The organism is Pseudomonas neustonica (assembly GCF_003797945.1).
GTDB lineage: Bacteria > Pseudomonadota > Gammaproteobacteria > Pseudomonadales > Pseudomonadaceae > Halopseudomonas > Halopseudomonas neustonica.
Window position 1 is genome coordinate 82,870 of sequence record NZ_RKKU01000006.1, and the last position, 22,438, is coordinate 105,307.

The 22,438-nt window shown below is 54.1% G+C and carries 17 protein-coding genes, 2 tRNA genes and 2 pseudogenes; 8 read left to right on the top strand and 13 right to left on the bottom strand.

What is annotated here, in order from left to right; all coding sequences use genetic code 11:
• Positions 1 to 146 precede the first annotated feature (146 nt).
• From EF096_RS07320 to EF096_RS07330, 3 genes are read right to left on the bottom strand one after another with little or no spacing between them, the layout of a single operon-like run.
• Positions 147 to 977: a hypothetical protein gene (locus EF096_RS07320; RefSeq protein WP_123888978.1), complete on the bottom strand. Its 831-nt coding sequence runs from the start codon at positions 975 to 977 to the stop codon at positions 147 to 149.
• 4 nt (positions 978 to 981) lie between these two features.
• On the bottom strand, positions 982 to 2,571 hold the full coding sequence (locus EF096_RS07325) for an SPOR domain-containing protein (RefSeq protein WP_123888979.1): 1,590 nt from the start codon (positions 2,569 to 2,571) through the stop codon (positions 982 to 984).
• Between the two features lie 16 nt (positions 2,572 to 2,587).
• Complete coding sequence (locus EF096_RS07330) at positions 2,588 to 3,853, bottom strand: OmpA family protein (RefSeq protein WP_218567534.1); 1,266 nt, start codon at positions 3,851 to 3,853, stop codon at positions 2,588 to 2,590.
• 436 nt (positions 3,854 to 4,289) lie between these two features.
• On the opposite strand from EF096_RS07330, the gene EF096_RS07335 reads away from it, so the two are divergent.
• A complete protein-coding gene (locus EF096_RS07335; RefSeq protein WP_123888981.1) occupies positions 4,290 to 4,643 on the top strand; it encodes a DUF5064 family protein in 354 nt (117 codons plus the stop codon).
• Positions 4,644 to 4,693: 50 nt separating this feature from the next.
• On the opposite strand, the gene EF096_RS07340 is transcribed toward EF096_RS07335, so the two are convergent.
• Positions 4,694 to 4,770: transfer RNA gene (locus tag EF096_RS07340), tRNA-Asp, on the bottom strand.
• A gap of 321 nt (positions 4,771 to 5,091) precedes the next feature.
• Here EF096_RS07340 and EF096_RS20895 point away from each other — a divergent pair.
• Both EF096_RS20895 and EF096_RS07350 read left to right on the top strand, forming a co-directional pair.
• A pseudogene (locus EF096_RS20895) lies at positions 5,092 to 5,173 on the top strand (DUF2897 family protein); the annotation flags it as partial.
• 179 nt (positions 5,174 to 5,352) lie between these two features.
• Positions 5,353 to 5,877 carry a DUF2058 domain-containing protein gene (locus EF096_RS07350; RefSeq protein WP_123888983.1) on the top strand — a complete coding sequence of 175 codons (525 nt, stop codon included), beginning with the start codon at positions 5,353 to 5,355 and terminating at the stop codon, positions 5,875 to 5,877.
• Between the two features lie 49 nt (positions 5,878 to 5,926).
• Here EF096_RS07350 and rloA3 read toward each other — a convergent pair whose 3' ends face one another.
• A complete protein-coding gene (gene rloA3, locus EF096_RS07355; RefSeq protein WP_218565738.1) occupies positions 5,927 to 6,595 on the bottom strand; it encodes a retropepsin-like aspartic peptidase RloA3 in 669 nt (222 codons plus the stop codon).
• Positions 6,596 to 6,998: 403 nt separating this feature from the next.
• Between rloA3 and EF096_RS20900 the strand changes: the two are divergent.
• Both EF096_RS20900 and EF096_RS20905 read left to right on the top strand, forming a co-directional pair.
• Positions 6,999 to 7,682: pseudogene (locus EF096_RS20900) on the top strand (cache domain-containing protein); the annotation flags it as partial.
• A 147-nt stretch (positions 7,683 to 7,829) separates the two neighbouring features.
• Positions 7,830 to 8,555, top strand: coding sequence for a methyl-accepting chemotaxis protein (locus EF096_RS20905; RefSeq protein WP_456239104.1), 726 nt, complete (start codon positions 7,830 to 7,832; stop codon positions 8,553 to 8,555).
• Positions 8,556 to 8,620: 65 nt separating this feature from the next.
• Here EF096_RS20905 and EF096_RS07365 read toward each other — a convergent pair whose 3' ends face one another.
• Positions 8,621 to 9,940 carry a Na+/H+ antiporter family protein gene (locus EF096_RS07365; RefSeq protein ID WP_123888985.1) on the bottom strand — a complete coding sequence of 440 codons (1,320 nt, stop codon included), beginning with the start codon at positions 9,938 to 9,940 and terminating at the stop codon, positions 8,621 to 8,623.
• Positions 9,941 to 10,147: 207 nt separating this feature from the next.
• Between EF096_RS07365 and EF096_RS07370 the strand changes: the two genes are divergently transcribed.
• Together EF096_RS07370 and EF096_RS07375 are read left to right on the top strand one after the other, a co-directional pair.
• Entirely contained in the window at positions 10,148 to 10,747 is a 600-nt protein-coding gene (locus EF096_RS07370; protein WP_123888986.1) for an NADPH-dependent FMN reductase, read from the top strand.
• 279 nt (positions 10,748 to 11,026) lie between these two features.
• Complete coding sequence (locus tag EF096_RS07375; RefSeq protein ID WP_123889047.1) at positions 11,027 to 12,250, top strand: OprD family porin; 1,224 nt, start codon at positions 11,027 to 11,029, stop codon at positions 12,248 to 12,250.
• A 164-nt stretch (positions 12,251 to 12,414) separates the two neighbouring features.
• On the opposite strand, the gene EF096_RS07380 is transcribed toward EF096_RS07375, so the two are convergent.
• The 6 genes from EF096_RS07380 to tig form a co-directional block, all read right to left on the bottom strand.
• On the bottom strand, positions 12,415 to 14,316 hold the full coding sequence (locus EF096_RS07380) for a SurA N-terminal domain-containing protein (RefSeq protein WP_123888987.1): 1,902 nt from the start codon (positions 14,314 to 14,316) through the stop codon (positions 12,415 to 12,417).
• A gap of 229 nt (positions 14,317 to 14,545) precedes the next feature.
• Positions 14,546 to 14,818, bottom strand: a complete 273-nt coding sequence (hupB, locus tag EF096_RS07385) for a nucleoid-associated protein HU-beta (RefSeq protein ID WP_092284196.1) — start codon at positions 14,816 to 14,818, stop codon at positions 14,546 to 14,548.
• A gap of 214 nt (positions 14,819 to 15,032) precedes the next feature.
• The gene (gene lon, locus EF096_RS07390) at positions 15,033 to 17,432 is read right to left on the bottom strand and encodes an endopeptidase La (RefSeq protein ID WP_123888988.1); all 2,400 of its coding nucleotides are present in this window, start codon (positions 17,430 to 17,432) and stop codon (positions 15,033 to 15,035) included.
• A gap of 186 nt (positions 17,433 to 17,618) precedes the next feature.
• On the bottom strand, positions 17,619 to 18,902 hold the full coding sequence (gene clpX, locus EF096_RS07395) for an ATP-dependent Clp protease ATP-binding subunit ClpX (RefSeq protein ID WP_123888989.1): 1,284 nt from the start codon (positions 18,900 to 18,902) through the stop codon (positions 17,619 to 17,621).
• Between the two features lie 163 nt (positions 18,903 to 19,065).
• A complete protein-coding gene (gene clpP / locus EF096_RS07400; protein ID WP_123888990.1) occupies positions 19,066 to 19,707 on the bottom strand; it encodes an ATP-dependent Clp endopeptidase proteolytic subunit ClpP in 642 nt (213 codons plus the stop codon).
• 90 nt (positions 19,708 to 19,797) lie between these two features.
• Entirely contained in the window at positions 19,798 to 21,144 is a 1,347-nt protein-coding gene (gene tig, locus EF096_RS07405) for a trigger factor (protein WP_123888991.1), read from the bottom strand.
• Positions 21,145 to 21,439: 295 nt separating this feature from the next.
• Here tig and EF096_RS07410 point away from each other — a divergent pair, with 295 nt between their 5' ends.
• Positions 21,440 to 21,955, top strand: coding sequence for an SDR family NAD(P)-dependent oxidoreductase (locus EF096_RS07410; protein ID WP_123888992.1), 516 nt, complete (start codon positions 21,440 to 21,442; stop codon positions 21,953 to 21,955).
• Between the two features lie 398 nt (positions 21,956 to 22,353).
• Here the strand turns inward: EF096_RS07410 and EF096_RS07415 are convergent.
• Positions 22,354 to 22,438 (bottom strand) — tRNA-Leu (locus EF096_RS07415).

A 22,438-nucleotide genomic window follows, 5' to 3' on the forward strand; every position in this document is an offset into this window, starting at 1 on the left:
AGACTTTGCTGATAAGCGTCAACCGCCGTGGTTGACCGCTCTAAATGCGGCACTGGCGTAACGCGCGCACTACTTTCGAGGGCTCGACAGTGTGCACTACCCACTAAAGCCAAACGCAGGCTCAGCCTGGCTTGGCCATAGCAAGATTATTTGATATCGACGTTTAGGGACGGCGCGCCAAACGCGACCAGCTCGGCGTTCGACCCGTTAAAGTAGCCATGCCAAAAGGCCTCAAGCAGCTCAATCGTTCGACCTGAACGGTAAGCCTGGTTTACATCCTTGGTAATCAGGCCAGCACCGGCAACATAGACTCGCGCGCCATCCAAATCAGCAAAGAGTTGGACGCTCGCCACTTTATCCAGCTCCGCTTGAGGATTGAGATCACGGATACGACGGTTGGCATAGAAGGACCCGAAGTCGCTATTTTCGAGCATGTCAGACATAAGTAAAATCACTCGCTCGCGGGCGGGTGAGGATTTCAAATCTGAACCAATATCACGCAGCGAGTGGAATATCTCACTGCGCGGTATATCTTCTGAAGCAGCCCTCAGAACTGCCACAAACTCACGCCCGAAACGCTTTTGGAAAAAGGCTCTCTGTTCGCTAACGCAAGCATCGAAGGCTCTCAACGACTGCATGCCGACGTCATCTCGTACCGCCTCAGGAAGCGGCGAGTTCAGCTCACCGGAGAACTGAAGCTGCATAAACTGGGAGGGCAAAAAAGCCGAAAAACTGTAGAGTTTGACTTCATCGCCTGACGCCACGAATCGATCAATTTGCCCCCACGCGGCCCGCTGAATACTTTCTGGCATCAAGACTGTTTGATCAACAATAACCGTAAGTTGCCGGCCACTACCCGGCTGACGAAACTCCTCTACGTTAGCGTGTTGATAACAGTCCGGAATGTCATTACGCTCAGACCCATTGGCATAACATGAAAATCCAAGCAAGCAGGCAGTAATCAGCTTGAGATTCATCGATTTATGCCTCATCAAAGTCTTTCAACAACTGTTGATCCGCACGCAAGCTAGCCACGGCAGCAAAGTCATAGCCTTTGGCAGTGCATACAGTGCGCAGTTGCTCGTCGCTGAATGCAGTCAAATCCTTATTGCGCAGGCCCGCCAATGCGTCCTCAGCAGGGGATGCCTCCAGTGTCTGCTGCACTGGCGCCGCAGTGGGGGCAGACTGCTCTACAGCAAGCGGTTTCGGTGCCGCCGGTTCGGCCAAAGGGCTAGCCTCAACCGCTGACGCAACCGAACTGGGGCTTGGCTGCGTCTGATGGGTACTGGCTTCAGCTCTCATACGCACTACATAGGCGTTAAAGTCACGTGATTGCGCACCACTAATGGCGGTCTGCACCGCACTATTAGTAGTCGTTCGCTTAGCCAACTTCATCTGTAGCATGCGCAGTTTATGATCTGCATGCGCCGCAATTTTTGTACGTTGCGTCTCCATCCAGCGTTCAAGTTCAGCCGCATTATTAAATTTATGCGTGTAGAACCAGGCCTTCTTGGACTCCACACCAGCAAAACCGAATATCGAGGCAAGCCATACGCTAACCGCCTGAATAGCCACATAGATAACCGACAGCACGATAAAGGTAATCAAGGAAGCACTGCGAATGGCGTCCATCTTATCGGTCAGCGCGCTGTCTTCCGACACTTCGTTTACCGAAGCCGACTCAGCGGGAAGGTCAAAGGGGCTGGCGCTTTGCTCATAGCTCTGTTGAGCAAATACATCCGGGCTGGAGACCATTTCTGTCTCGATACTTTTAAGCTGATAGGCACGGATACCAAAGGCAGCACACGCCATAATCAGCACTACCAAAACACAACCTACTATCCAGCCGTGGCGGGGTGTCACCGTCTGATTAGTGACAATACGCGCGAGGATGCGGTTGTAGTCCTTGGCCTGCTCATCTTTCTCGGTTTCTTTGATACGAACGCCGGGCTGAACCTGCTTCAGCGGATTGACCTTGCTCGGGTCTGCGTCACCCTCCCACCAATGCCTAGCCTTGTTCACCAGAGAATTATGATGTAGCGCGCGCCCCGCCGCCTCGGCAAAGCCTGCAGAGATAATGGAAAGCAGGAACGCCGCCATCCAACCAAGATAAGCCTGATCGTTCGACGAGAGGTTCTGGTTGATAAAGGGCACCAGCACGTATGCAAAACCCACCGCCTCAAAAAGGATGAGTAGAAAAACAAGTACCAACACCCAGGCTGGACGTTCACGTCGACCACCTTCACCTATGGTGTCCAGATAGGACTCACACTTGTTGTAATACTCGGAACTTTTATCACCCACTTCCTGATAGTAGTCGTAGTAGTCATTACTCAAGCTGACCTCGCTGAGCAGCCAGCCTTTGCTGTCAGAGCTGGTACTGGAGCGCGCTAGCCGGGCTACGGTTCCTATGACAGGGATGCCATGCCATACACGCATGACAAAGTAGCGGACCTTGTCCCAGTAAATAACAATGAGCAACAACGATATAAGTGCCGAAAGAATCGACCCGGTTATTAACTTGTTGGCCAGCGCGAGCGCCATCAATGCGTTGAAACTAAAATCTTCCATTTAAAGCACTCTCCGGTTAAGTACGCAAAGGTACAAATTTCGCGGTATAGCTCTCTCCGCGCTGGTCTGGATAAATCAACACGCCGTCCGTTGCTTGAGAACTACCCTTGCTAAAGACAACATCCAGGCAAGAAACAGGCGATGGCGAATCGGTCAGAAAAACACGATAAAGCACGCGGCTTTCGCCTTCGTAGGTGTTGGCAATGGCATTACCTTTGAAGCTGGCATTCCGGTTGCCTTCACTGTATTGCTCGACGATCTGAATGAACGGCTGACGACCCACTGCGGCGGAGTCACGCAGAATAGATACCGGCGAAATAGTGACCAGGTGGCCATGAACTGTTTGCGCCCAGACCCGATTGTTGTAACCCGGCAAGTAATCAGTGGTATTACGCGTCTCCAGCGCATCACCGCTGGCAAGACTCACCGCCTCGCCACTTTTGCGTGGAAGGTCTTGATCGCAACTGACCACTGGCATGTCTGCCGCATGCGCGGTTGGTATAAACGAGAAACCAGCAGACTTGGGCGCGATAGCACTCCCCAACTCCCAGCGGCCCGTTGAGACAGGAACTCCACCAAAATCAACAGCAAAGCGCGCATCCTCACGCAGCTCAACTCGCTGCGGTGCTGGCTTGACGGGCTCCGTTTGACCTACTAATACGCCCGTTCTTGCGGCTGGCGGAGCAGCGGCTTGCGAGCGAGTAGCGTTTGCTCTCGTGGAGGTTCCGTAGCTCAAGTATTTGGGGTTGTTACGCTCTGAGCTGAGCCGAGCCATTAGCGTCGCGCGATCGTCCACCTCGACTATTTCGACCCGTCGATTCTTTCCACGCAGTAGCGGATCGCTATTGTCGGCCACCGGTCTGGACGAGCCAGCGCCTTGAAAAAACAAGCGATCAGCAGCGATACCCTGCTGCTCCAGAATCCTGGCTACTACCTTAGCCCTGCGCTCTGAGAGCGCCTGGTTCAATTCCGCACTGCCAGTGGCGTCGGTATGCCCAACAACCAATATAGCGGTATCACTCACCCCAACAAAAGCCTCAGCCAAACTCGTAACCTGACGCCTGCCTTTAGCAGAGAGTTCGGCGCTGCCCGTTGGAAACATACCCTGGTCTTCAACCTGGGCAACAATGCCGACATCAGATGCGCCAAGCCCGGCGGATTTCAGCGTTTCAGTCTGTAACCGCACGTTTTCTCTGGCGGCTATCTGCTCCAACCTGTCTAACCGGCTTTTGTACGCCATCGCCAGGGCACAACCCGCTGCACCGCCAGCGATAGCGCCCAACGCAATGGCCTTGTCATCACCTTTAGTAACAGCGCCGACTCCGGCTCCTAACGTCGCACCAACAATCCCCCCAGCTATGCAGTTTATTTTTGCACTATGGCTACTGGAAAACTGCTGAACCTGGCTACAGCTACTAGTCACTAGCGCAATAGACAATACAAACGAGGTTGCTCGAAAAGAGCGCATACTGATTGAACCTGCAGGTTCTTCCATGAATTGATAGTCCTAAAAGGCGGTAGGCACTCAACAGCTAGAAACAAATAACAAAATGTCGAATTTTGGCGATTTGTTATAGCTATACGAGATATGCAAGAGAGGTGCGATTCTAAACTCATGCATAGTGGCATTTCAATGGCGTCGGAAAAATATCGCGCGCGAAAAAGCGCAGGCAATTAAATGCGACACCCGACAACGTCATAAACAGGAAACAACGAAGATGTTTGAACCCGGCCACCTGCACCTTGCGCGTATGCGCCTGCTCGAGAGCGATATCGGCTTCCATATCGACATCACCTACCGGCTGATTGATCAGGGCAAGAGGGTGAGGTTTGACGTGCAGGGTCAGATCAATGAAGAAGCGATCGAAGAGTATTTCGAGCTACCCCGTGAGACTGCCTTTAACTTCGCCAGCGATATTGATCACCTGCTGCGCCGTCACGGGGCTCTGTCGCCAGAATTTCTGTCGCTGTCAGAGCACAAGGAATACGATGCGATGTTTTCAGACATACGCGACAAGCTGCACGCCTGGCATGGCGAAACAATCGATCCAATACAGCCCAAAAGGCAATAAACAGGCAACAAAAAACCCCAGCTGCGCAAGCAACTGGGGTTTATCTTGTATGGCGCAGCGGACGGGACTCGAACCCGCGACCCCCGGCGTGACAGGCCGGTATTCTAACCAACTGAACTACCGCTGCGCATCAGCTCAAATACGCTTTAAACCGGGGTTTACAGTGCGTCTGAACTGGCGCGCATTGTAAACATTCCACCAAGGGAGTCAAGCACTTGCGTGAGTTTTCTTCAATCATCGACAAGTCTTGACTGGTTGCTTCAGCCACGCCTTGTCAGGCAACCCCAACGCGACAACGTAAAGCCACAACAAAAGCAGCCTGATTAACACAGCAGACTGATTTATCACCTGTCTGGCGCCGAAATAACGATCGCTCTGTGCCTTATGGTTTGCCATGCGCCCACAGAGCAGCCATGATGAATACACATTCGATAAAAGGATCAACACCATGCCCTGGTATGGATGGCTATTCATAGTGCTCGCACTCGGCAGCATCGTCGGCAGTCTTTTGATGCTCCGAGACAATGCCAATAGCAACAAGGTCAGTAAAGAAACCATCGCTAACGTGAAAGCACGTGAAGCTCAATTTGCAGCAGAGGAAGAGCGCGAAGAAAACCGGTAAACTAGCGGCACAAACGCCGCCTCTCTGGCATGGATTCATTTGCGTGCGGGCTCCTGCAGCCTGACGCCGACAAGACAGTTACAGATCATGGTCAATTCATTGCAAGCCCAGCTTCTCAAAACCGGCCTGGTTGACGAGAAGAAACTCAAGCAAGCCCAGCGCGCCAAGAAAAAAGCGGCCAAGACCGCACCTGCTGAAGATACAGGCAAGGCTATCGCACAGGCGCGATCCGAAAAAGCCGAACGTGATCGTCAGCTCAATCAGCAGCGCCAGCAGGAAGCGGCACGTAAAGAGCGCGAAGCCCAGGTCAAACAGATGGTGGAAAACAGCAAACTGGACCGTAGTGGCGGAGAAACGCCCTATCAGTTTGTGAGCAAGAACAAGATCAAAAAGATCCACGTCAACAAAGAACAGTTCGACCTACTCAGTAGGGGCAAGCTGGGTATCACCCGCCTTTCTGGCAATTTTGTGTTGATCCCGCTGGAAATCGCCGAAAAAGTCCGTGAGCGAGCACCACACTGGCCGGTTTATGTCGCTGAAAATAAAGCCGACACCGTAGCAGAGGATGATCCCTACGCTGCATTCCAGGTGCCTGACGACCTGATGTGGTAATGCAAGCGCCTGGCCGCCGCTAAGCGGCGCCAGGCGGCATCAACCGAGGTTACTCCTCGGCCTCCAGCTCTTCTTCAGTCTGCTCTGGCTGATCAATCGCACTGCCATCAACCATGCTTTCGTCATCTCGCATACGCTGCTGCTTGTCGCGCTCGTCCTCATGCTCTTGCTGAGAACAGCTCGGCTTGAGTAGAAAGGTATCGGATACATCAATCAGGCCAATATGCTCGATAGTACGGCGGCCAATCAGTACTGGATAGGTCATGTCACCGCGATCACGCAAAGAGAACTGCTCTTCGTAGACCTGATTGCCCATGCAGATTGACATCTTCACCACCGGCCGACGATCAGAACCACCTGCGCCGCGAACCAGAATCCGGCGAAATACCGGGCGCTCAAACTGCATCACGACCAGCTCATCAGTATCAGCGTCTTTGACCGGAACCTCGTAGCGCACCCAAGGTTTGCCGTTATGCGTATAGCTCTCAAGATTCACCGCGTGCATTGACGAGGTCAGTGCACCCGAATCCACCTTGATCTTTACGGCGGTGTGTTCAGGCAGGATAAGCCCTTTCTCGATCCAGCCCACAATTTGCTGCTCGTGATACGCGCCTGCCTCATCCATACCATTATCGCTACTGCCCGCCTGAGCAGCAGCACTGAACCCGGCCAAGAGCATCCAGGCAGACACCGAAACCAATTTAACGACTGACTGCATTTGAGATCCTTATTGCTGATAACCCAATAGACTAACCTGCGCCTTGATAGTGCCCAACGTAACAGCGACAAGTTTCGCGCCTTTATACCAGTTCAGAATACAAAACACCTTCCTATCTTATACCGGGCAATCACAGAAACAGATTGACACTTGAATCCCGGCACAACATGACGTCAAATTGACATCATTGATGCCAAAAAAATACCGCTCAGGTTATAAGCGCGCCTGCCGATACTGACGAAACAGCTACTTGGGGAACCAAGTTAAGCATCGATAACAACAATTAAAACAAAAGCCGTACGCCATTAGTGCATGGAGGTTGTAGATGAAGCTGTTGCGCAGCATACGAATCAGTCAACGAATCTGGCTGATCCTGATCATTGCTCTGGTCAGTAACCTGATAATGCAGGGGCTCTCGCTCTCCCATCTAAACAAAGAAATACGCGAAGCCGAAATAACCAAAGCTACACATCTGGTCGAGATAGCCCATGACCTGATGAGCTTCTATCACCAGAAAGAACTCAGTGGCGAGCTCACCGGTGAGCAGGCCCGCAAAGAAGCCATGTCTGCGCTCAGCAGCCTGCGCTACGACAACAACGAGTACTACTGGGTCAATGACATGAACAACATCATGATCATGCACCCGCTTGCACCACAGACCGTGGGCGTTGACCTCACCACCATGCGTAACACCGAAGGCGTCAATGTCATCAGTGAAATGGTGGCACTCGCGCGCAGCAAGGGCACAGCCAGCTTTGAGTACAACTGGCCCAAGCCTGGTGAGGAAGAAGGTACCGCCAAGATCGCCGCGTTCAAGCACTTCAAACCCTGGGACTATATGGTCGGCACCGGCATCTACATCGATGACATGCAAGCCAAGTTCGCAAGCGCTATTGCCAGCTCCGTAGTCACCATGACGCTGGTCACCTTGATCATGATCGCCCTGCTCTACCTGATAGGCCGCAGCATCACTCAACCACTTAACAGCGTGGTCGACGCCATGCGCGGCGTAGCCAGTGGAGAAGCTGACCTTACCCGTCGTCTTGACGATGGCGCCCGCGACGAGGTCTCGCAGATTGCGCATTTCTTCAACCAGTTCAACAGCAACCTTGCAGTCATCATCCACCAGCTCGGCGACAGCGCGCGACAGCTGATCAGCTCAAGCCATCAACTGGATCAAATCAGCGGTAATAGCCTGCGCGACATGAATAACCAGTCTGAACGTATGGAGCTGATGGCCACCGCCATCAACGAAATAACCTATGGCGTTCAGGATGTAGCGCAGAACGCCAATGCAGCTGCCCAAGAAGTTGAAAATGCCAATGAAGGTGCCAACAACGGCCGCCATCAGGTTGCTAAAACCATCCAGGAAATCAACCTGCTCTCAACCAGCGTGCAGACCGCCGTTGAGCACATGCAGACCCTCTCCAGCGACGCACACGAGATCACCTCGGTACTGGATGTGATTCGCAATATTGCCGAGCAAACCAACCTGCTGGCACTGAATGCGGCCATTGAGGCAGCACGTGCCGGTGAGATGGGACGCGGCTTTGCCGTGGTTGCAGACGAGGTACGCAACCTGGCGCAACGCACCCAGCAGTCGACAGAAGAAATTCACAACATGATCAGCAAGCTGCAGACCAACACCCAGACCGTGGTCGGCGTGATCAACGAAAGTAGCCGCCACTCACAGCAAAGCGTCGAACAGGTGAACGAGGCTGGCAAGGCACTGGAATTGATTGCGCACTCAATGCAACAGCTGGTCGCCCTCAACGCCTCGATTGCCAGCGCAACCACGCAGCAATCCACGGTAGTGGAAGACGTCAATCGCAACGTAACAGAGGCCGCAGAACTGGCTCGAGAAACCACCGATGGCGCGCGCGAAACTGCGCAGGCGGGCCAACACCTGGCAAGCCTGGGCCGCCAGATAGACGAGTTATTGAAACGCTTTCGCGTCTAACGCGGCATAAAAAAGCGCGCCTGGGCAGTTGCCAAGGCGCGCTTTTTTTATGTCGACAACCTCAATCAGAGCACCATGACCGCCAGCCAGCCAAAGGCAATCAGTGGCAGGTTGTAGTGCAAAAAGGTTGGCACTACCGTATCCCAGATATGGTTATGCTGGCCGTCCACATTCAAACCAGCTGTTGGCCCCAGCGTCGAATCTGAAGCAGGCGAACCGGCATCACCGAGCGCGGCCGCCGTACCCACCAACGCCACGATCGCCAGCGGGCTGAAGCCCAACTGCATGGCCAGCGGCACATAGATAGCGGCAATAATCGGGATGGTCGAGAAAGACGAACCAATGCCCATGGTAATCAACAGTCCAACCAGCAACATCAGCAGTGCCGCCAGCGCACGATTGTGGCCAATGATGTCAGCCGAACTGGCGACCAGCGTCTGAATTGCTCCGGTCTCACGCATGACTTCGGCAAAGCCAGACGCAGCGATCATGATGAAACCGATCATCGCCATCATCTTCATGCCTTCAGTAAAGACGCCGTCAGCATCCTTCCAGCGCACCACGCCCGATACTGAAAAAATCACGAAACCGACCAGCGCGCCCATGATCATTGAATCCAGCCAAAGCTGCATCACAAAAGCAGCAATAACCGCCAGAAGCGCAACCAGCAAGGATAGCGGGCTGTAACCACCTTCCATGCGCTCAACCTGGCGAATACGCGCGACGTCGTAGTCCCGCGGCTTGCGGTAGCTGATGAAAACCGCCACGAGCAAGCCTAACAGCATACCCAGCGCCGGCAACGCCATGGCGTGCATCACATCCAGACCTGCCACTTCGGCGCCGCTTTCAGCCACATTGGCCAACAGGATGTCATTAAGAAAGATGCCGCCAAAGCCAACAGGGAGAAACATGTAGGGCGTGATAAGACCGAAGGTAAGTACACAGGCGACGGCGCGGCGATCCAGATTCAGGCGTGCCATAACGTAAAGCAAAGGCGGAACCAGGAGCGGGATAAAAGCGATATGGATCGGCAGCACGTTCTGCGAGGCAATAGCGACGCCGCCAAGCAGAACCACCAATAACAGCTTGAGTAACGTTGCGCCGCCCTGCTGTTGGCGGTCTACCAACTGCAACGCCCGGTCCGCCAGCGCATGCGCCAAGCCTGACTTGGCAATAGCAACGGCGAAAGCACCCAGCAGCGCGTAACTCAAAGCAATATTAGCGCCCTTGCCCAGTCCATTCTGGAAGGTCGCAAGCGTCTCCTGTAGCCCCAACCCGCCAAGTAATCCGCCGGTGAGCGCGCCCAAAATAAGCGCTACTACCACGTGTACTCGACACAGACTCAACACCAACATGACGGCGACTGCCGCAACTACCGCGTTCATCCGCGTACTCCAGCAAAAGTAGCTCTTGCTGCCTTTAGCATTCGCCCAGGCAACCCCCAAAGGTCGGCTACTCTGCCCAACACCGCTGCCGCTGTCAAAAATGAACGACCGAAGGCGAACGAACGTCGCGTTTTTGTGGTTGAATTTACGCCCAAGCGTGCCAATCTTAGGGCACATTTTTACACTGAAGTCATAGTGGAGCACAGCATGACAAACATCTGCATCGTCGCCGGTAGTGGCCGCCCCGAAAGCCAAACCAGCAAGGTTGCCCAGTTCATCCATGACGCTCTTATTGAGCACCATCAGGTCGGCACAGCGCAGGTGTCGATAATAGACCTGGGTACTCAGCCACTACCCATGTGGCCAAGCGAAGATGCGCAAACCTGGCCAGAAATAGCGGCCAAGTTGAGCGCTGCCGACGGCATCGTCGTTCTCGCTCCAGAGTGGCACGGCATGGCATGCCCTGCGATCAAGAACTTCTTCCTGTACGCCAGCAAAGCTGAGCTGGCACACAAACCAGCGATGCTGGGCGGGATCTCCGCCAGCGTTGGGGGTGCTTTCCCGGTCAGCGAACTGCGCGCCTCAAGTTACAAGAACTGCCGCCTGTGCTATATCCCCGAGCATCTGATTGTGCGCAACGTCGGTAAGGTCCTTAACGGCACAGAGGTGGAGTCCGATGCCGATCAACGCCTGCGCGAGCGCCTGAATTATAATCTGGATATTCTGCTGCGTTACGCGCAGGCGCTAGCACCCGTGCGCACCGCCATCGATATGAGCAACCCCGCCTTTGCCAACGGCATGTCCTGAGTAGCAATAGACCGTGCGACCTGTCGCGCCGACAGGTCCTGGCAAAAGCAGCCCAGCAACAGCACTAGACTAAAGTAATAAGAAGCCTTCCACTGCTGGGTAAATCACTACCCTACCCCTCAAAAACAGGCTCTCCAAAGCTATCTACCCGCTCGGCAAGACGCATCCGGAAATAGCGTTAATACTATTGTCGTAAGGCTGACTCCTGACCTCCGTGCTTTAGTGACTCAGCGCTATCGCAGCGCAGCAAATCACATCAGGAGAACAACAATGACGCATGTGAAGAAATCCACCCTTGCCTGCGCTATCGCTTTGGCGCTAACAGGAACGGTAGCAGCCAATGCTCAGGCAGGCGACTTCGTCGATGACGCGAGCGCAAGCCTGCAGTTACGTAACTTTTACTTTAATCGCGACTTCCGTGACCCTGGCGCGCAATCCAAGGCAGAAGAATGGGCTCAAGGCTTTATATTCAAAGCCGAGTCCGGCTTCACTGAGGGGTTTATCGGTTTTGGGGTCGATGTCTACGCCGGCCTGGGGGTAAAACTCGACTCTGCTGACGAGCGTGCCGGCAGCGGTTTGCTGCCCAACGGCTACGGCAACGAAGGCCCCGACAGCTACAGCGAAGCCACTGCCGCGGGCAAGCTACGCCTCTCCAAAAGTGTCTTGAAGGTAGGCGGCTTGATGCCAAAACTGCCTGTCGTTTCCTCAGGCGATCTCAGGCTACTGCCTCAGGAATTCACCGGAGCCAGTCTAGCCGTCAACGAGATAGAGGACCTGGACCTGCAAGGCGGACAGTTGCGTGAAGTTAACTACCGCAACAGCACTAACTCGGAAGACATTCGCGCCACCGTGGGCGGCAGCGCTGATCGGTTCAACTATCTGGGCGGCAATTACAGCTTTAACAGCGGTAACACCAAGGTCGGTCTGTGGGGCGCTGAGCTACAGGATGTATATGAACAGACACTATTCAACCTGATACATAACCAGCCAATCGGCGATTGGATGCTCGGCGCCAACCTTGCCTACTTTGATACCGGCGACAACGGCAGGCAGTCACTGGACATCGACCACCAGATGAAATCACTAATGCTTTCTGCAGCCACCGGCGCTCACACCTTGCGCCTTGGCTATCAGCACAGTGACGGCAACACCGCCTTCCCGTATCTGGCGGAAACCGACCCCTATATTGCCAACTATGTGCAAATACTCGACTTTACCCGCGCTGATGAGCAGTCGTGGCAGGCGCGCTATGACATCAACTTCGCCAGCCTCGGCGTACCCGGGCTTAGCGCCTTCACACGCTACGTCAAAGGCGACAACTTCAGGGTTGGCAGTAGCGAGGGAAGTGAGTGGGAACGCGACCTGGATGTCAGCTATACGCTACAGAGCGGACCGCTAAAAAACCTTTCTGTGCGCTGGCGTAACGCGATGGTGCGCTCCAATGCCACCCGCGACATCGACGAAAACCGTTTAATCCTGAATTACTCCTTCGCTCTGCAATAGACTGCTCCGAGCGGCTCCTAAGCCCCCCCCAAGATACGAAGCCGTTCGTCTTCGGTGGTGACAGCTGTCACCACCTTTTTTTAATGCCTCCCCTAGCCGCCCAATGCACGGGCACAAAAAAAGCGCCGAAGCGCCTTTTTTGTTACCTCTGCAACCAGATCACATCAGAAACGCTCAATATCCGCGTCGGTGCTCAGTTGCTCTTGAGCAGCGCTGAAGTCCTGCTGACCTGACTGACCAGCAATAAACTGCTGATACTGAGAAGCCGCACCGCCATCTGACTGCACATCGCCAGCGGTAGCCACGCCGCGCAGCGCAACCAGCCAGAAGCCACCCACAGGCTGCTTGATACGCGCATACACCGGCTGATCTGCCGTAGGCTTGGGCATAGCGAACACACTACGCAAGAGCGGCGTAGGCAAATCGCTGGACGAGCGGCCAACCGCCTCATACTGCTGCCACTGCGTTTGCTGCTGCTCAGCCAAGGCATCGACGGTCAGCTCACCAGAGCGCAACGCGGCGAGAGACTGGTCTGTCTGTTCCGCTGCAGCCTGCTCGGCCTTGTTATAGGCCACCAGCTCGCTGATCTCCTGCTTGACCTCTTCCAGAGGACGCTGCTCGGATTGCAGATGCTGCTTAACCCGAACCACTACCACTGTGTCCGCGTCGAGCTCAAGCAGGTCGCTGTTGTAGCCCTTCTTGAGCACGTCATCACTGAAAGCGGCATTCATCACTTTAGGATTACTCGCCAGCCCTTCGCCGCCAAGGCGCTCAACCGGCCCCAGGGTTTCAATCTCAAGCCCGAGCGCAGACGCTGGCTCTGCCAGGTCAGACGCTTCATGCGCCAGATTGGCCAATTCCTGAGAGGCATCAACAAACTCGCGCTCCACCTGCTCTGACTTCAACTCCTGAACCAACTGCTCACGCATGGACTCCAGTGTTGGTACTTCAGGTGCTTTAAGGTCAGTCAGCTTGATCAGCTGGTAACCATAGCTGGTGCGCACCGGCTCAGATACTTCGCCGGTTTCGAGGGCGAACAGAGCATCGTCAAAGGACTGATCAAAACTGCCCTTGATCACATAGCCAAGGTCGCCGCCATCACGGGCGCTACCGCTATCATCCGAAACCTCTGCTGCAACGGCGGCAAAGTCTTCACCAGCGGCGATACGCGCAGCGGCTGCATCAATGCGCGCCTTGGCATCTGCCTCATCTTCTTTGTCGGCTACTTCAACCAGAATATGGGAAGCCCGGCGCTGCTCAGCAAGATTGCCTATTTCGCGCTGGTAGATTTCCTTGATCGCATCTTCACTGACATCAACCCGGTCAAAGAAACCGGCACGGGACAACGTCAGGGTTTCCAGCACAACCTGCTCAGGCGTCATGAACTGTTGAGCATTACTGGCGTAATACTCTTGGATCTCTTCATCAGAAACGCTAACGGCGGAGGCATCACCAACCGGCACTTCGATGACCGAGAAGTCACGCGTCTGGTTTTCCAGATCAGCCAACTGCTGGCGCTCGGAAGGCGTGGCAAAAGCAGTCGCTTCATAGCCGTTACGATATTGGGTAATCAGCAGCTGCTGGCGCACCAGGTCACGGAATGCCATACGCGACGGCATGCCCATGTTACGGATGACAATATCGAAACGATCACTGTCAAACTTGCCGTTTACCTGAAAGTCGGGCGTGGACAGAATCAACTGATCGATCATCTGGTCGGAGACCTTAAACCCGGCGTCTTGAGCGCCCTGAATAAGCACCGAGCGCTCCACCAACCCATCCAGCACAGTGGTACGCAGAAATTTTTCATCGATCATGCTTGGATCGAAGCTGTTATTGCCCATCTGCTGCAACTGCTGAATCAACTGGCGACGCTGCAAGGCCACAGCTTGTTCGAGCTCCAGCTTGGAAATCACCTCACCATTGACCTCTGCTGCCTTATCGGCATTACTGGAGAAACTGCTGATGGATTCCCAGCCAGTCAAAGCGAATATCAGCACAATGACGCCAACGATCACCTTAGCGACCCAGCTTTGCGCACTGTCCCTCATGTTTTGCAGCATCATGCCCCCGAATTCTGTTTAACCTGAGCGCTTCGCATCAGGTTTTTGCCACTCAAGCACTGAGCAACCTTTCTCTCGTCCAACAAAAAAGGCGCATCCTGTTGATGCGCCTTTCTGGTAACTGACGAAGCCATCTGTTAAACGCTACTGACCTAGGCCTGAGACGTCTTGGATGACTCCGTAGCATGCCTCACCCTGAGGATTGGCATGTCACATCAGATCAGGGACGCAATTAGTTCACAGCGTCCTTCAGTGCCTTACCTGCTTTGAAGCCAGGAATCTTGGCAGCGCTGATTTCGATCGGCTGGCCAGTCTGCGGGTTACGGCCAGTACGTGCAGCACGTTCCTTAACCGCGAATGTACCAAATCCTACCAATACAACCGAATCACCATCCTTCAGTGCACCAGTGACGGACTCGATGACGGCGTCCAGAGCACGACCGGCAGCAGCTTTAGGAATATCGGCGGATGCGGCGATAGCATCAATCAGTTCAGACTTGTTCACTCTAAGTCCCCTTATTTAATTCAACGAGTTGTTAGTCATTATGTAAGCTTGTGGTCTTAGCAAAGCTGTGGCCAGTCAGCATACCTGCTTAGGTCGAAGCACGCTTTATAGCAAGCGGTCAAAAACCGTGTCAAGGAATGCCTGAGGTATTCCCGGACCGGTTAGCAAAACGCTCCCGCACTGGACGCGCTTCACTCACCGGACTGGTATCGCCTCAGTGAGTACTGATGCGTCCTTTCTCATCAGTCTCGCGATTGTCATCCTTTGCTACCATCTCTTCAACCCCTTCTTTCAAGGGCTCCGGCATGTATTGCAGCGCAATCTGCAACACCTCGTCAATCCATTTCACCGGTTTGACGTCAATATCCTGTTTTATCCGGTCAGGAATTTCCTTCAAATCACGCACATTATCGTGCGGAATAATCACCGTTTTGATGCCACCACGATGCGCTGCCAACAGCTTTTCCTTGAGACCGCCAATCGGCAAAACCTGCCCGCGCAGCGTGATCTCACCGGTCATTGCAACATCGGCGCGCACCGGTATTTTAGTCAGCGAAGAGACTAGTGCAGTGCACATACCCACGCCCGCACTGGGCCCGTCTTTGGGCGTAGCACCTTCGGGCACATGAATGTGTATGTCATTGTTTTCATGGAAGTCTGCCTTGATTCCCAGACTCGCAGCACGGCTTCGAACTACGGTTAAAGCAGCGCTGATCGACTCCTGCATTACATCGCCCAGAGAGCCGGTTTTAATCTGCCTTCCCTTACCTGGCACCACTACCGCTTCCAGGCTCAGGAGCTCACCACCAACCTGCGTCCAGGCCAAACCGGTGACCTGTCCGATCTGGTCAGACTCCTCGGCCAAACCGTATTTAAACTTGCGCACACCCAGGTAGTGCTCCAGCAAGTTTTCGTCGAGCGCGACCGGCTTCGGCTTGCGCTCTCCTGCCTGCTCTTTGACTACTTTCCGGCACACCTTGGCGATCTGACGCTCCAGACCGCGCACACCTGCCTCGCGAGTGTAGTAGCGGACAAGGTCACGCAGTGACTCATGACTAAAGGTCAGCTCGTCCTTTTTCAGGCCATTGTTCTTGACCTGCTTGGGCACCAGGTAACGCTGCGCAATGTTGATCTTTTCGTCTTCGGTGTAACCCGGAATCCGAATAATCTCCATACGGTCCAGCAGTGGCGCCGGAATATTCATCGAGTTCGCGGTGCAAATGAACATGACATCGGAGAGATCGTAATCGACCTCAAGATAGTGGTCATTGAACGCATGATTTTGCTCGGGATCGAGCACTTCCAGCAGCGCGGAAGACGGATCACCTCGCATGTCCTGCCCCATTTTGTCGATTTCATCGAGCAGGAACAGCGGGTTTTTCACGCCCGTTTTGGTCACTTTTTGAATCAATTTACCCGGCAGCGAACCTATATAAGTACGCCGATGACCACGAATCTCCGCTTCATCACGGACACCACCCAACGCCATACGCACAAACTTGCGGTTGGTTGCGCGGGCCAGGGACTCACCCAGGGACGTCTTACCGACGCCTGGAGGGCCTACCAGGCAGAGCACAGGACCTTTGAGCTTACGCACACGCTTCTGCACTGCGAGGTACTCAAGAATACGTTCCTTGACCTCTTCCAGGCCGTAGTGATCAGCGTCAAGCACCTGCTCGGCACGCTGAATGTCATGCCGCACTTTACTGGCCTTTTTCCATGGCACCGCGGTCAGCCAGTCGATATAGGAGCGCACGACGGTCGCTTCGGCAGACATTGGCGACATCATCTTGAGCTTGTTGAACTCGGCATTGGCCTTGCCGAGCGCCTCTTCCGACATACCCGCGTCGTCGATCTTCTTGCGCAGATCGTCAAACTCGCTGTGCCCTTCATCCAGATTGCCCATTTCCTTCTGGATAGCCTTCATCTGTTCATTCAGATAGTACTCGCGCTGGCTGCGCTCCATCTGTTTCTTGACGCGACCACGGATGCGTTTTTCCACCTGCAGCAGATCAATCTCGCCATCGAGCACACCAAGTACATGCTCGACTCGCTCGCGCAAAGGCAGAATCTCAAGAATCGCCTGTTTCTCTTCCAGCTTCAGCGACAGATGAGCCGCCATGGTGTCGACCAGACGACCTGGCTGATCAATGCTGGACAGCGAAGAAACCACCTCTGAGGGCACCTTCTTGCCCAGCTGCACAAACTGCTCAAACTGGCTCATCAGGCTGCGCGTGAGTACTTCAGCTTCACGCTCATCAAGCGGCGTCTCACTTAGCAGCTCGACTTCAGCCGTCTGGTAGCCTTCGAGCTCATCAATTGACTCGATGCGCGCGCGCTGCTCGCCCTCCACCAGCACTTTAACCGTGCCATCGGGTAGCTTGAGCAACTGCAGAATGGTGGCGACGGTACCCATGTCGTACAAACCATCGCGGGCCGGGTCATCCTCTGCCGGATCGCGCTGCGAAATGAGTAACACCTGCTTACCGCCCGACATAGCCTGCTCGAGCGCCTGAATAGATTTGTCACGCCCAACAAAAAGGGGAATGACCATATGGGGATAAACCACCACATCACGTAATGGCAGGAGCGGGAATTCGCTAAGAGTCGTCATGGCTGAGGCTCACTCGCTGAGGGGCGCACGCTTGATACTGCGCCGAAAGAATAAAAGTCCATGAATTCAAGATGGGGGCTAGGGATCGAAAAAACAAGCAGGAAAACCGTAATAATACTGACGCATTTTGCACGCGCCAGAAACAACTACGCCGCCAAAGCGGCGGCGCAGTCAACAACCTGCAGATCAATCCTCAGGCATTGCCTTAGGTGGCTGCTCGGCCGTTTCGTAAATCAGCAAAGGCTTGGCCTCACCACTGATTACGTTTTCATCAATCACAACCTTGCTGACGTGCTCTGCCGACGGAATCTCGTACATGGTTTCCAGCAGCACGCTTTCAAGGATAGAGCGCAGGCCACGCGCACCCGTTTTACGCTCCAACGCGCGCGAGGATATCGCCTTGAGCGCATCTTCACGGAACTCGAGCTCGACCCCTTCCATATCGAACAAACGCGCATACTGCTTGGTCAACGCGTTCTTCGGCTCGGTAAGAATCTGGATCAACGCATCTTCATCCAGCTCATTGAGCGTTGCAATAACCGGCAGACGCCCAACAAACTCCGGAATCAAACCAAAGCGAACCAGATCGTCCGGCTCAACACCCTTGAGCGTATCGCCAACCTTCTTGCCGCCGTCTTTGCTGCGTACCGTAGCATTAAAGCCGATACCGCTCTTCTCGGAGCGATCACGAATAACCTTCTCAAGGCCCGCGAACGCACCACCGCAAATAAACAGAATGTTGCGCGTATCAACCTGCAGAAACTCCTGCTGGGGATGTTTGCGGCCGCCCTGGGGTGGCACCGAGGCAACCGTGCCCTCGATCAACTTCAACAACGCCTGCTGCACACCTTCGCCCGAAACGTCACGGGTAATTGAAGGATTGTCCGACTTGCGCGAAATCTTGTCGATTTCATCGATGTAGACAATACCCATCTGGGCCTTCTCAACATCGTAGTCACACTTCTGCAACAGCTTTTGAATGATGTTTTCGACGTCCTCGCCCACATAACCCGCTTCGGTCAATGTGGTCGCGTCCGCGATGGTAAAGGGTACATTCAGCAGTCGGGCCAGTGTTTCAGCCAGCAACGTCTTACCCGAACCAGTAGGGCCGATCAGCAGAATGTTGCTCTTGCCCAGTTCAACCTCATCTTTACCCTGACGCTGATTCAGACGCTTGTAATGGTTGTATACAGCAACCGACAGGACCTTCTTGGCTCGCTGCTGGCCAATAACGTACTGATCCAGGATCGAACAAATCTCTACCGGCGTCGGCAGCTTCTGATTACTGCTCTCAGCCTGACTTTCCTGCACTTCCTCACGAATGATGTCGTTGCACAGATCAACGCACTCATCGCAGATAAACACGGAGGGGCCGGCAATCAGCTTGCGCACTTCATGCTGGCTCTTGCCGCAGAAGGAGCAATACAGCAGTTTGCCGTTGTCGTCACCCTTCCCAGTTATATCGGTCATCGAAAACCCCTACTCTTGAATCGCTATTGAATACAAAGATGGGGGCATTGTGCCCACTTTGCAAGTGCGACCCTGTCAAGATGCACCAGTCTGTGCGGATCGCCACGCGTTGCAGCGCAAGGCGAACGGTCGATTCCACACGACTAGCGTGAAACAGTGATAGTTACTCAGCGCTTGGGCGTGAATCAAGAACCTTGTCGATAAGCCCGTAATCAGCCGCCTCTGCACCACTCATAAAGCGGTCACGATCGGTATCGCGAGCAATCACATCCAGCGGTTGGCCAGTGTGATCTGCCAATACCTTGTTCAGACGTTCGCGGATAAACAGAATCTCGCGAGCGTGAATCTCGATATCGGACGCCTGACCCTGAAAGCCGCCCAGCGGCTGGTGGATCATCATACGTGCATGCGGCAGGCAGTAACGCTTACCAGCAGCGCCACCGGCGAGCAGCAACGCGCCCATGCTACAAGCCTGACCAATACATAGCGTACTGACATTGGGCTTGATGAACTGCATGGTGTCATAAATCGCCATGCCGGCTGTTACTGATCCACCTGGGGAGTTGATATACAGGTGGATGTCCTTGTCGGGGTTTTCCGACTCAAGGAACAGCAACTGAGCGACGACCAGGTTGGCCATATAATCTTCAACCTGACCCACCAGGAAGATCACACGCTCTTTCAGCAGGCGTGAATAGATGTCGTAGGAACGTTCACCCCGGGCAGACTGTTCAACAACCATGGGAACCAGGCCGCCGGCGGCCTGTACGTCTGGGGGGAGCTGCATAAAGCTGTTATGGGTCATGGATTCCTATCACTCCAAAATGTACGTATCGCGAAAACACGAGAGCCAGCCCGAAGGCTGGCTCACGTTGGCGAACACTGACAGCGAGCTTTACTCGTCTGCGCTGCTCTCTTCCGACTCACCAGACTCAACCTGTGCAGGCTGCGCTGGCTTGACGGCTTCTTCGTAAGCCACTTTCTTATCAGTCACTTGCGCCTTCTGCAGAACAGTATCCACCACTTGTTCTTCCAGCACAACCGACTGGATTTCGCCCAGCTGCTGCTCATTCTGGTAGTACCAGTTGATGACCTGCTCCGGTTCCTGGTACGCAGCAGCCAGCTCTTCGACCATGGCGCGAACGCGATCGTTGTCAGGCTCAATCTCGTTCTGCTTGACCACTTCAGCGACGATCAGACCCAAGCCAACACGACGCTTGGCTTGCTCTTCAAACAACTCAGCAGGCAACTGACCAGCCTGAATATTGGCACCACCAAACTGCTGTACTGCTTGCTCACGCAGACGATCGATTTCGTTGCTGAGCAGCGCCTTGGGTACGTCAACGGTATTGATTTCCAACAAGCCATCCATGACCTGGGCTTTAACCTTGGTCTTGATCGCCTGCTTCAACTCGCGCTCCATGTTCTTGCGAACTTCGGCGCGGAAACCCTCGATACCACCTTCGTTAACACCAAACTGGGCGAAGAACTCTTCGTTCAGCTCAGGCAGCGCAGGAGCAGCAACTTCTTTGACGGTAACGTCAAATTCAGCAGCTTTGCCAGCTAGATCCAGGTTCTGATAGTCCTCTGGGAAGGTTACGTTCAGGGTCAGGCTATCACCTGCCTTCGCGCCAACCAGGCCTTCTTCGAAACCAGGAATCATGCGGCCGGAGCCAAGCACGATGTTGCTGTCGTTGGCAGTGCCGCCCTGGAAGGCTTCACCGTCAACCTTACCGACGAAGTCGATAGTCAACTGATCATCGTTCTGCGCAGCGCGCTCAACCGCTTCAAAGCGGGTGTTCTGCTTGCGCAGCGTTTCCAGCATGGTGTCGACATCAGCATCAGTCACTTCAGACTCAACGCGCTCAACCTTGATGGCAGAAAAATCGGCCAGTGCCACTTCCGGGTAAACTTCAAAAGTTGCGATGTACTCGAAGTCTTTACCTTCTTCCATGGTCTTGGGCTCAACGCTAGGCGCGCCAGCAGGATTCAGTTTTTCCTGCATCACAGCTTCATAGAAGGAAGACTGGATGACTTCACCGATCACTTCCTGGTGAGCAGAGGCACCAAAGCGCTTACGAATAACGCTCATCGGCACCTTGCCTGGACGGAAACCATCGACCTTGGCGCGCTGTGCGGTCTGTTGCAGACGCTTTTTGACCTCGTTTTCAATACGATCGGCAGGGATGCCAACGGTCATGCGGCGCTCGAGGCCGGAGGTGGTTTCAACCGAAACTTGCATGGAAAGTCCTCGTTCAACAGACAATGAATTAGTTATTTGGTGAATCGCAAAGGGACGACATTCTATGCGCTTGAATCTCAGAAGTCATCACCGCGAGCATAATCAGGCATCGACACCCGTGACAACAAGGCAATAATGTGCCGATCACCGCAAATTCATGGAATGCTATCGCTAAAACCAGGACGCATTTGTAGTACGAAGAAGTAACGGGCTATATGAACCGTAATCACGAAGCCGAATAGACTCGGCTAGCGGAATCAACGTTACCGCCCTGCATAATAGAAGCGAACACAGAATGTCATTTGCAAACCAGGTATGTATCGTCACGGGCGCCACCTCAGGCATTGGACTAGCAGTGGTTAACCAGCTAGCGGCCAAGGGAGCGGACCTGGGACTGGTCGGACGCAATCAGGCCAAGGGCGACGCACTGACCGCATCACTCAAGGCTGCGGAAACGCGCGCCTGCTTAGTAGCTGCCCACCTGGGTAAAAAGGAAGCGGCACAGCAGGTTTGCGCAGCGGCCATTGAGCATTTTGGTCGTATCGATGTACTGATCAACAACGCAGGCCTGCTCATGAAAGGAACTGCACTGGAATGCACTGACGCCGACTGGGACAGCGTGCTGGACATCAACCTGTCTGCCGCGTTCAGGTTATCGCGCGCAGCGCTGCCCAGCATGATCCGCCAGGCTGGCGGAAGCATTATCAACTCACCGAACATAGAGCGATGCAACCCCATAATTGGGGCACCCCCACCCTTTTCGCAGCTTCCCTGGCATTACCCCGCAAAAAACGCGAGCTCTCTAGGATAGACCCAAACGATCACATCCTTCGCGAAAGCGATAACCATTTGAATGCAATTGGCTGCATTCAATCACCACCTTCCGTTGTTGCTGCCCGCTTCATACATTAGCCATAATGAAAGGCAAGGAGGGATTCGGGTACGGACTCAATTACCGAGCAAGGCATGTGATGCATGCCCAGAGAGTCAGGGGAATAAAATTGGCCAAGCGCTGTGACCAGAAAGGCGCGCGGCATCAAAGCCAAGCGTATTTAGAGAACATCAGAAACGAAAAAAGCCGCGCTTAGCAGCCAGTGAACGGCTGTTTGGGAGCGGCTTCTTGCGATGTTCAGCACTGGCTTGAATTCAACGATATTCAGGCAGGCTTTTTGACACGTCACCAACTGTCTCATAGAGCAGTTGATTATATGGTGCGGACGGAGAGACTCGAACTCTCACACCTCTCGGCGCCAGAACCTAAATCTGGTGTGTCTACCAATTCCACCACGTCCGC

Coding starts and splice junctions, on each gene's coding strand:
- EF096_RS07320 (WP_123888978.1), bottom strand. CDS start 977: ATGAATCTCAAGCTGATTACTGCCTGCTTGCTTGGATTTTCATGTTAT.
- EF096_RS07325 (WP_123888979.1), bottom strand. CDS start 2,571: ATGGAAGATTTTAGTTTCAACGCATTGATGGCGCTCGCGCTGGCCAAC.
- EF096_RS07335 (WP_123888981.1), top strand. CDS start 4,290: ATGTTTGAACCCGGCCACCTGCACCTTGCGCGTATGCGCCTGCTCGAG.
- EF096_RS07350 (WP_123888983.1), top strand. CDS start 5,353: ATGGTCAATTCATTGCAAGCCCAGCTTCTCAAAACCGGCCTGGTTGAC.
- rloA3 (WP_218565738.1), bottom strand. CDS start 6,595: ATGCAGTCAGTCGTTAAATTGGTTTCGGTGTCTGCCTGGATGCTCTTG.
- EF096_RS20905 (WP_456239104.1), top strand. CDS start 7,830: ATGGCCACCGCCATCAACGAAATAACCTATGGCGTTCAGGATGTAGCG.
- EF096_RS07365 (WP_123888985.1), bottom strand. CDS start 9,940: ATGAACGCGGTAGTTGCGGCAGTCGCCGTCATGTTGGTGTTGAGTCTG.
- EF096_RS07370 (WP_123888986.1), top strand. CDS start 10,148: ATGACAAACATCTGCATCGTCGCCGGTAGTGGCCGCCCCGAAAGCCAA.
- EF096_RS07380 (WP_123888987.1), bottom strand. CDS start 14,316: ATGATGCTGCAAAACATGAGGGACAGTGCGCAAAGCTGGGTCGCTAAG.
- lon (WP_123888988.1), bottom strand. CDS start 17,432: ATGACGACTCTTAGCGAATTCCCGCTCCTGCCATTACGTGATGTGGTG.
- clpX (WP_123888989.1), bottom strand. CDS start 18,902: ATGACCGATATAACTGGGAAGGGTGACGACAACGGCAAACTGCTGTAT.
- clpP (WP_123888990.1), bottom strand. CDS start 19,707: ATGACCCATAACAGCTTTATGCAGCTCCCCCCAGACGTACAGGCCGCC.
- tig (WP_123888991.1), bottom strand. CDS start 21,144: ATGCAAGTTTCGGTTGAAACCACCTCCGGCCTCGAGCGCCGCATGACC.
- EF096_RS07410 (WP_123888992.1), top strand. CDS start 21,440: ATGTCATTTGCAAACCAGGTATGTATCGTCACGGGCGCCACCTCAGGC.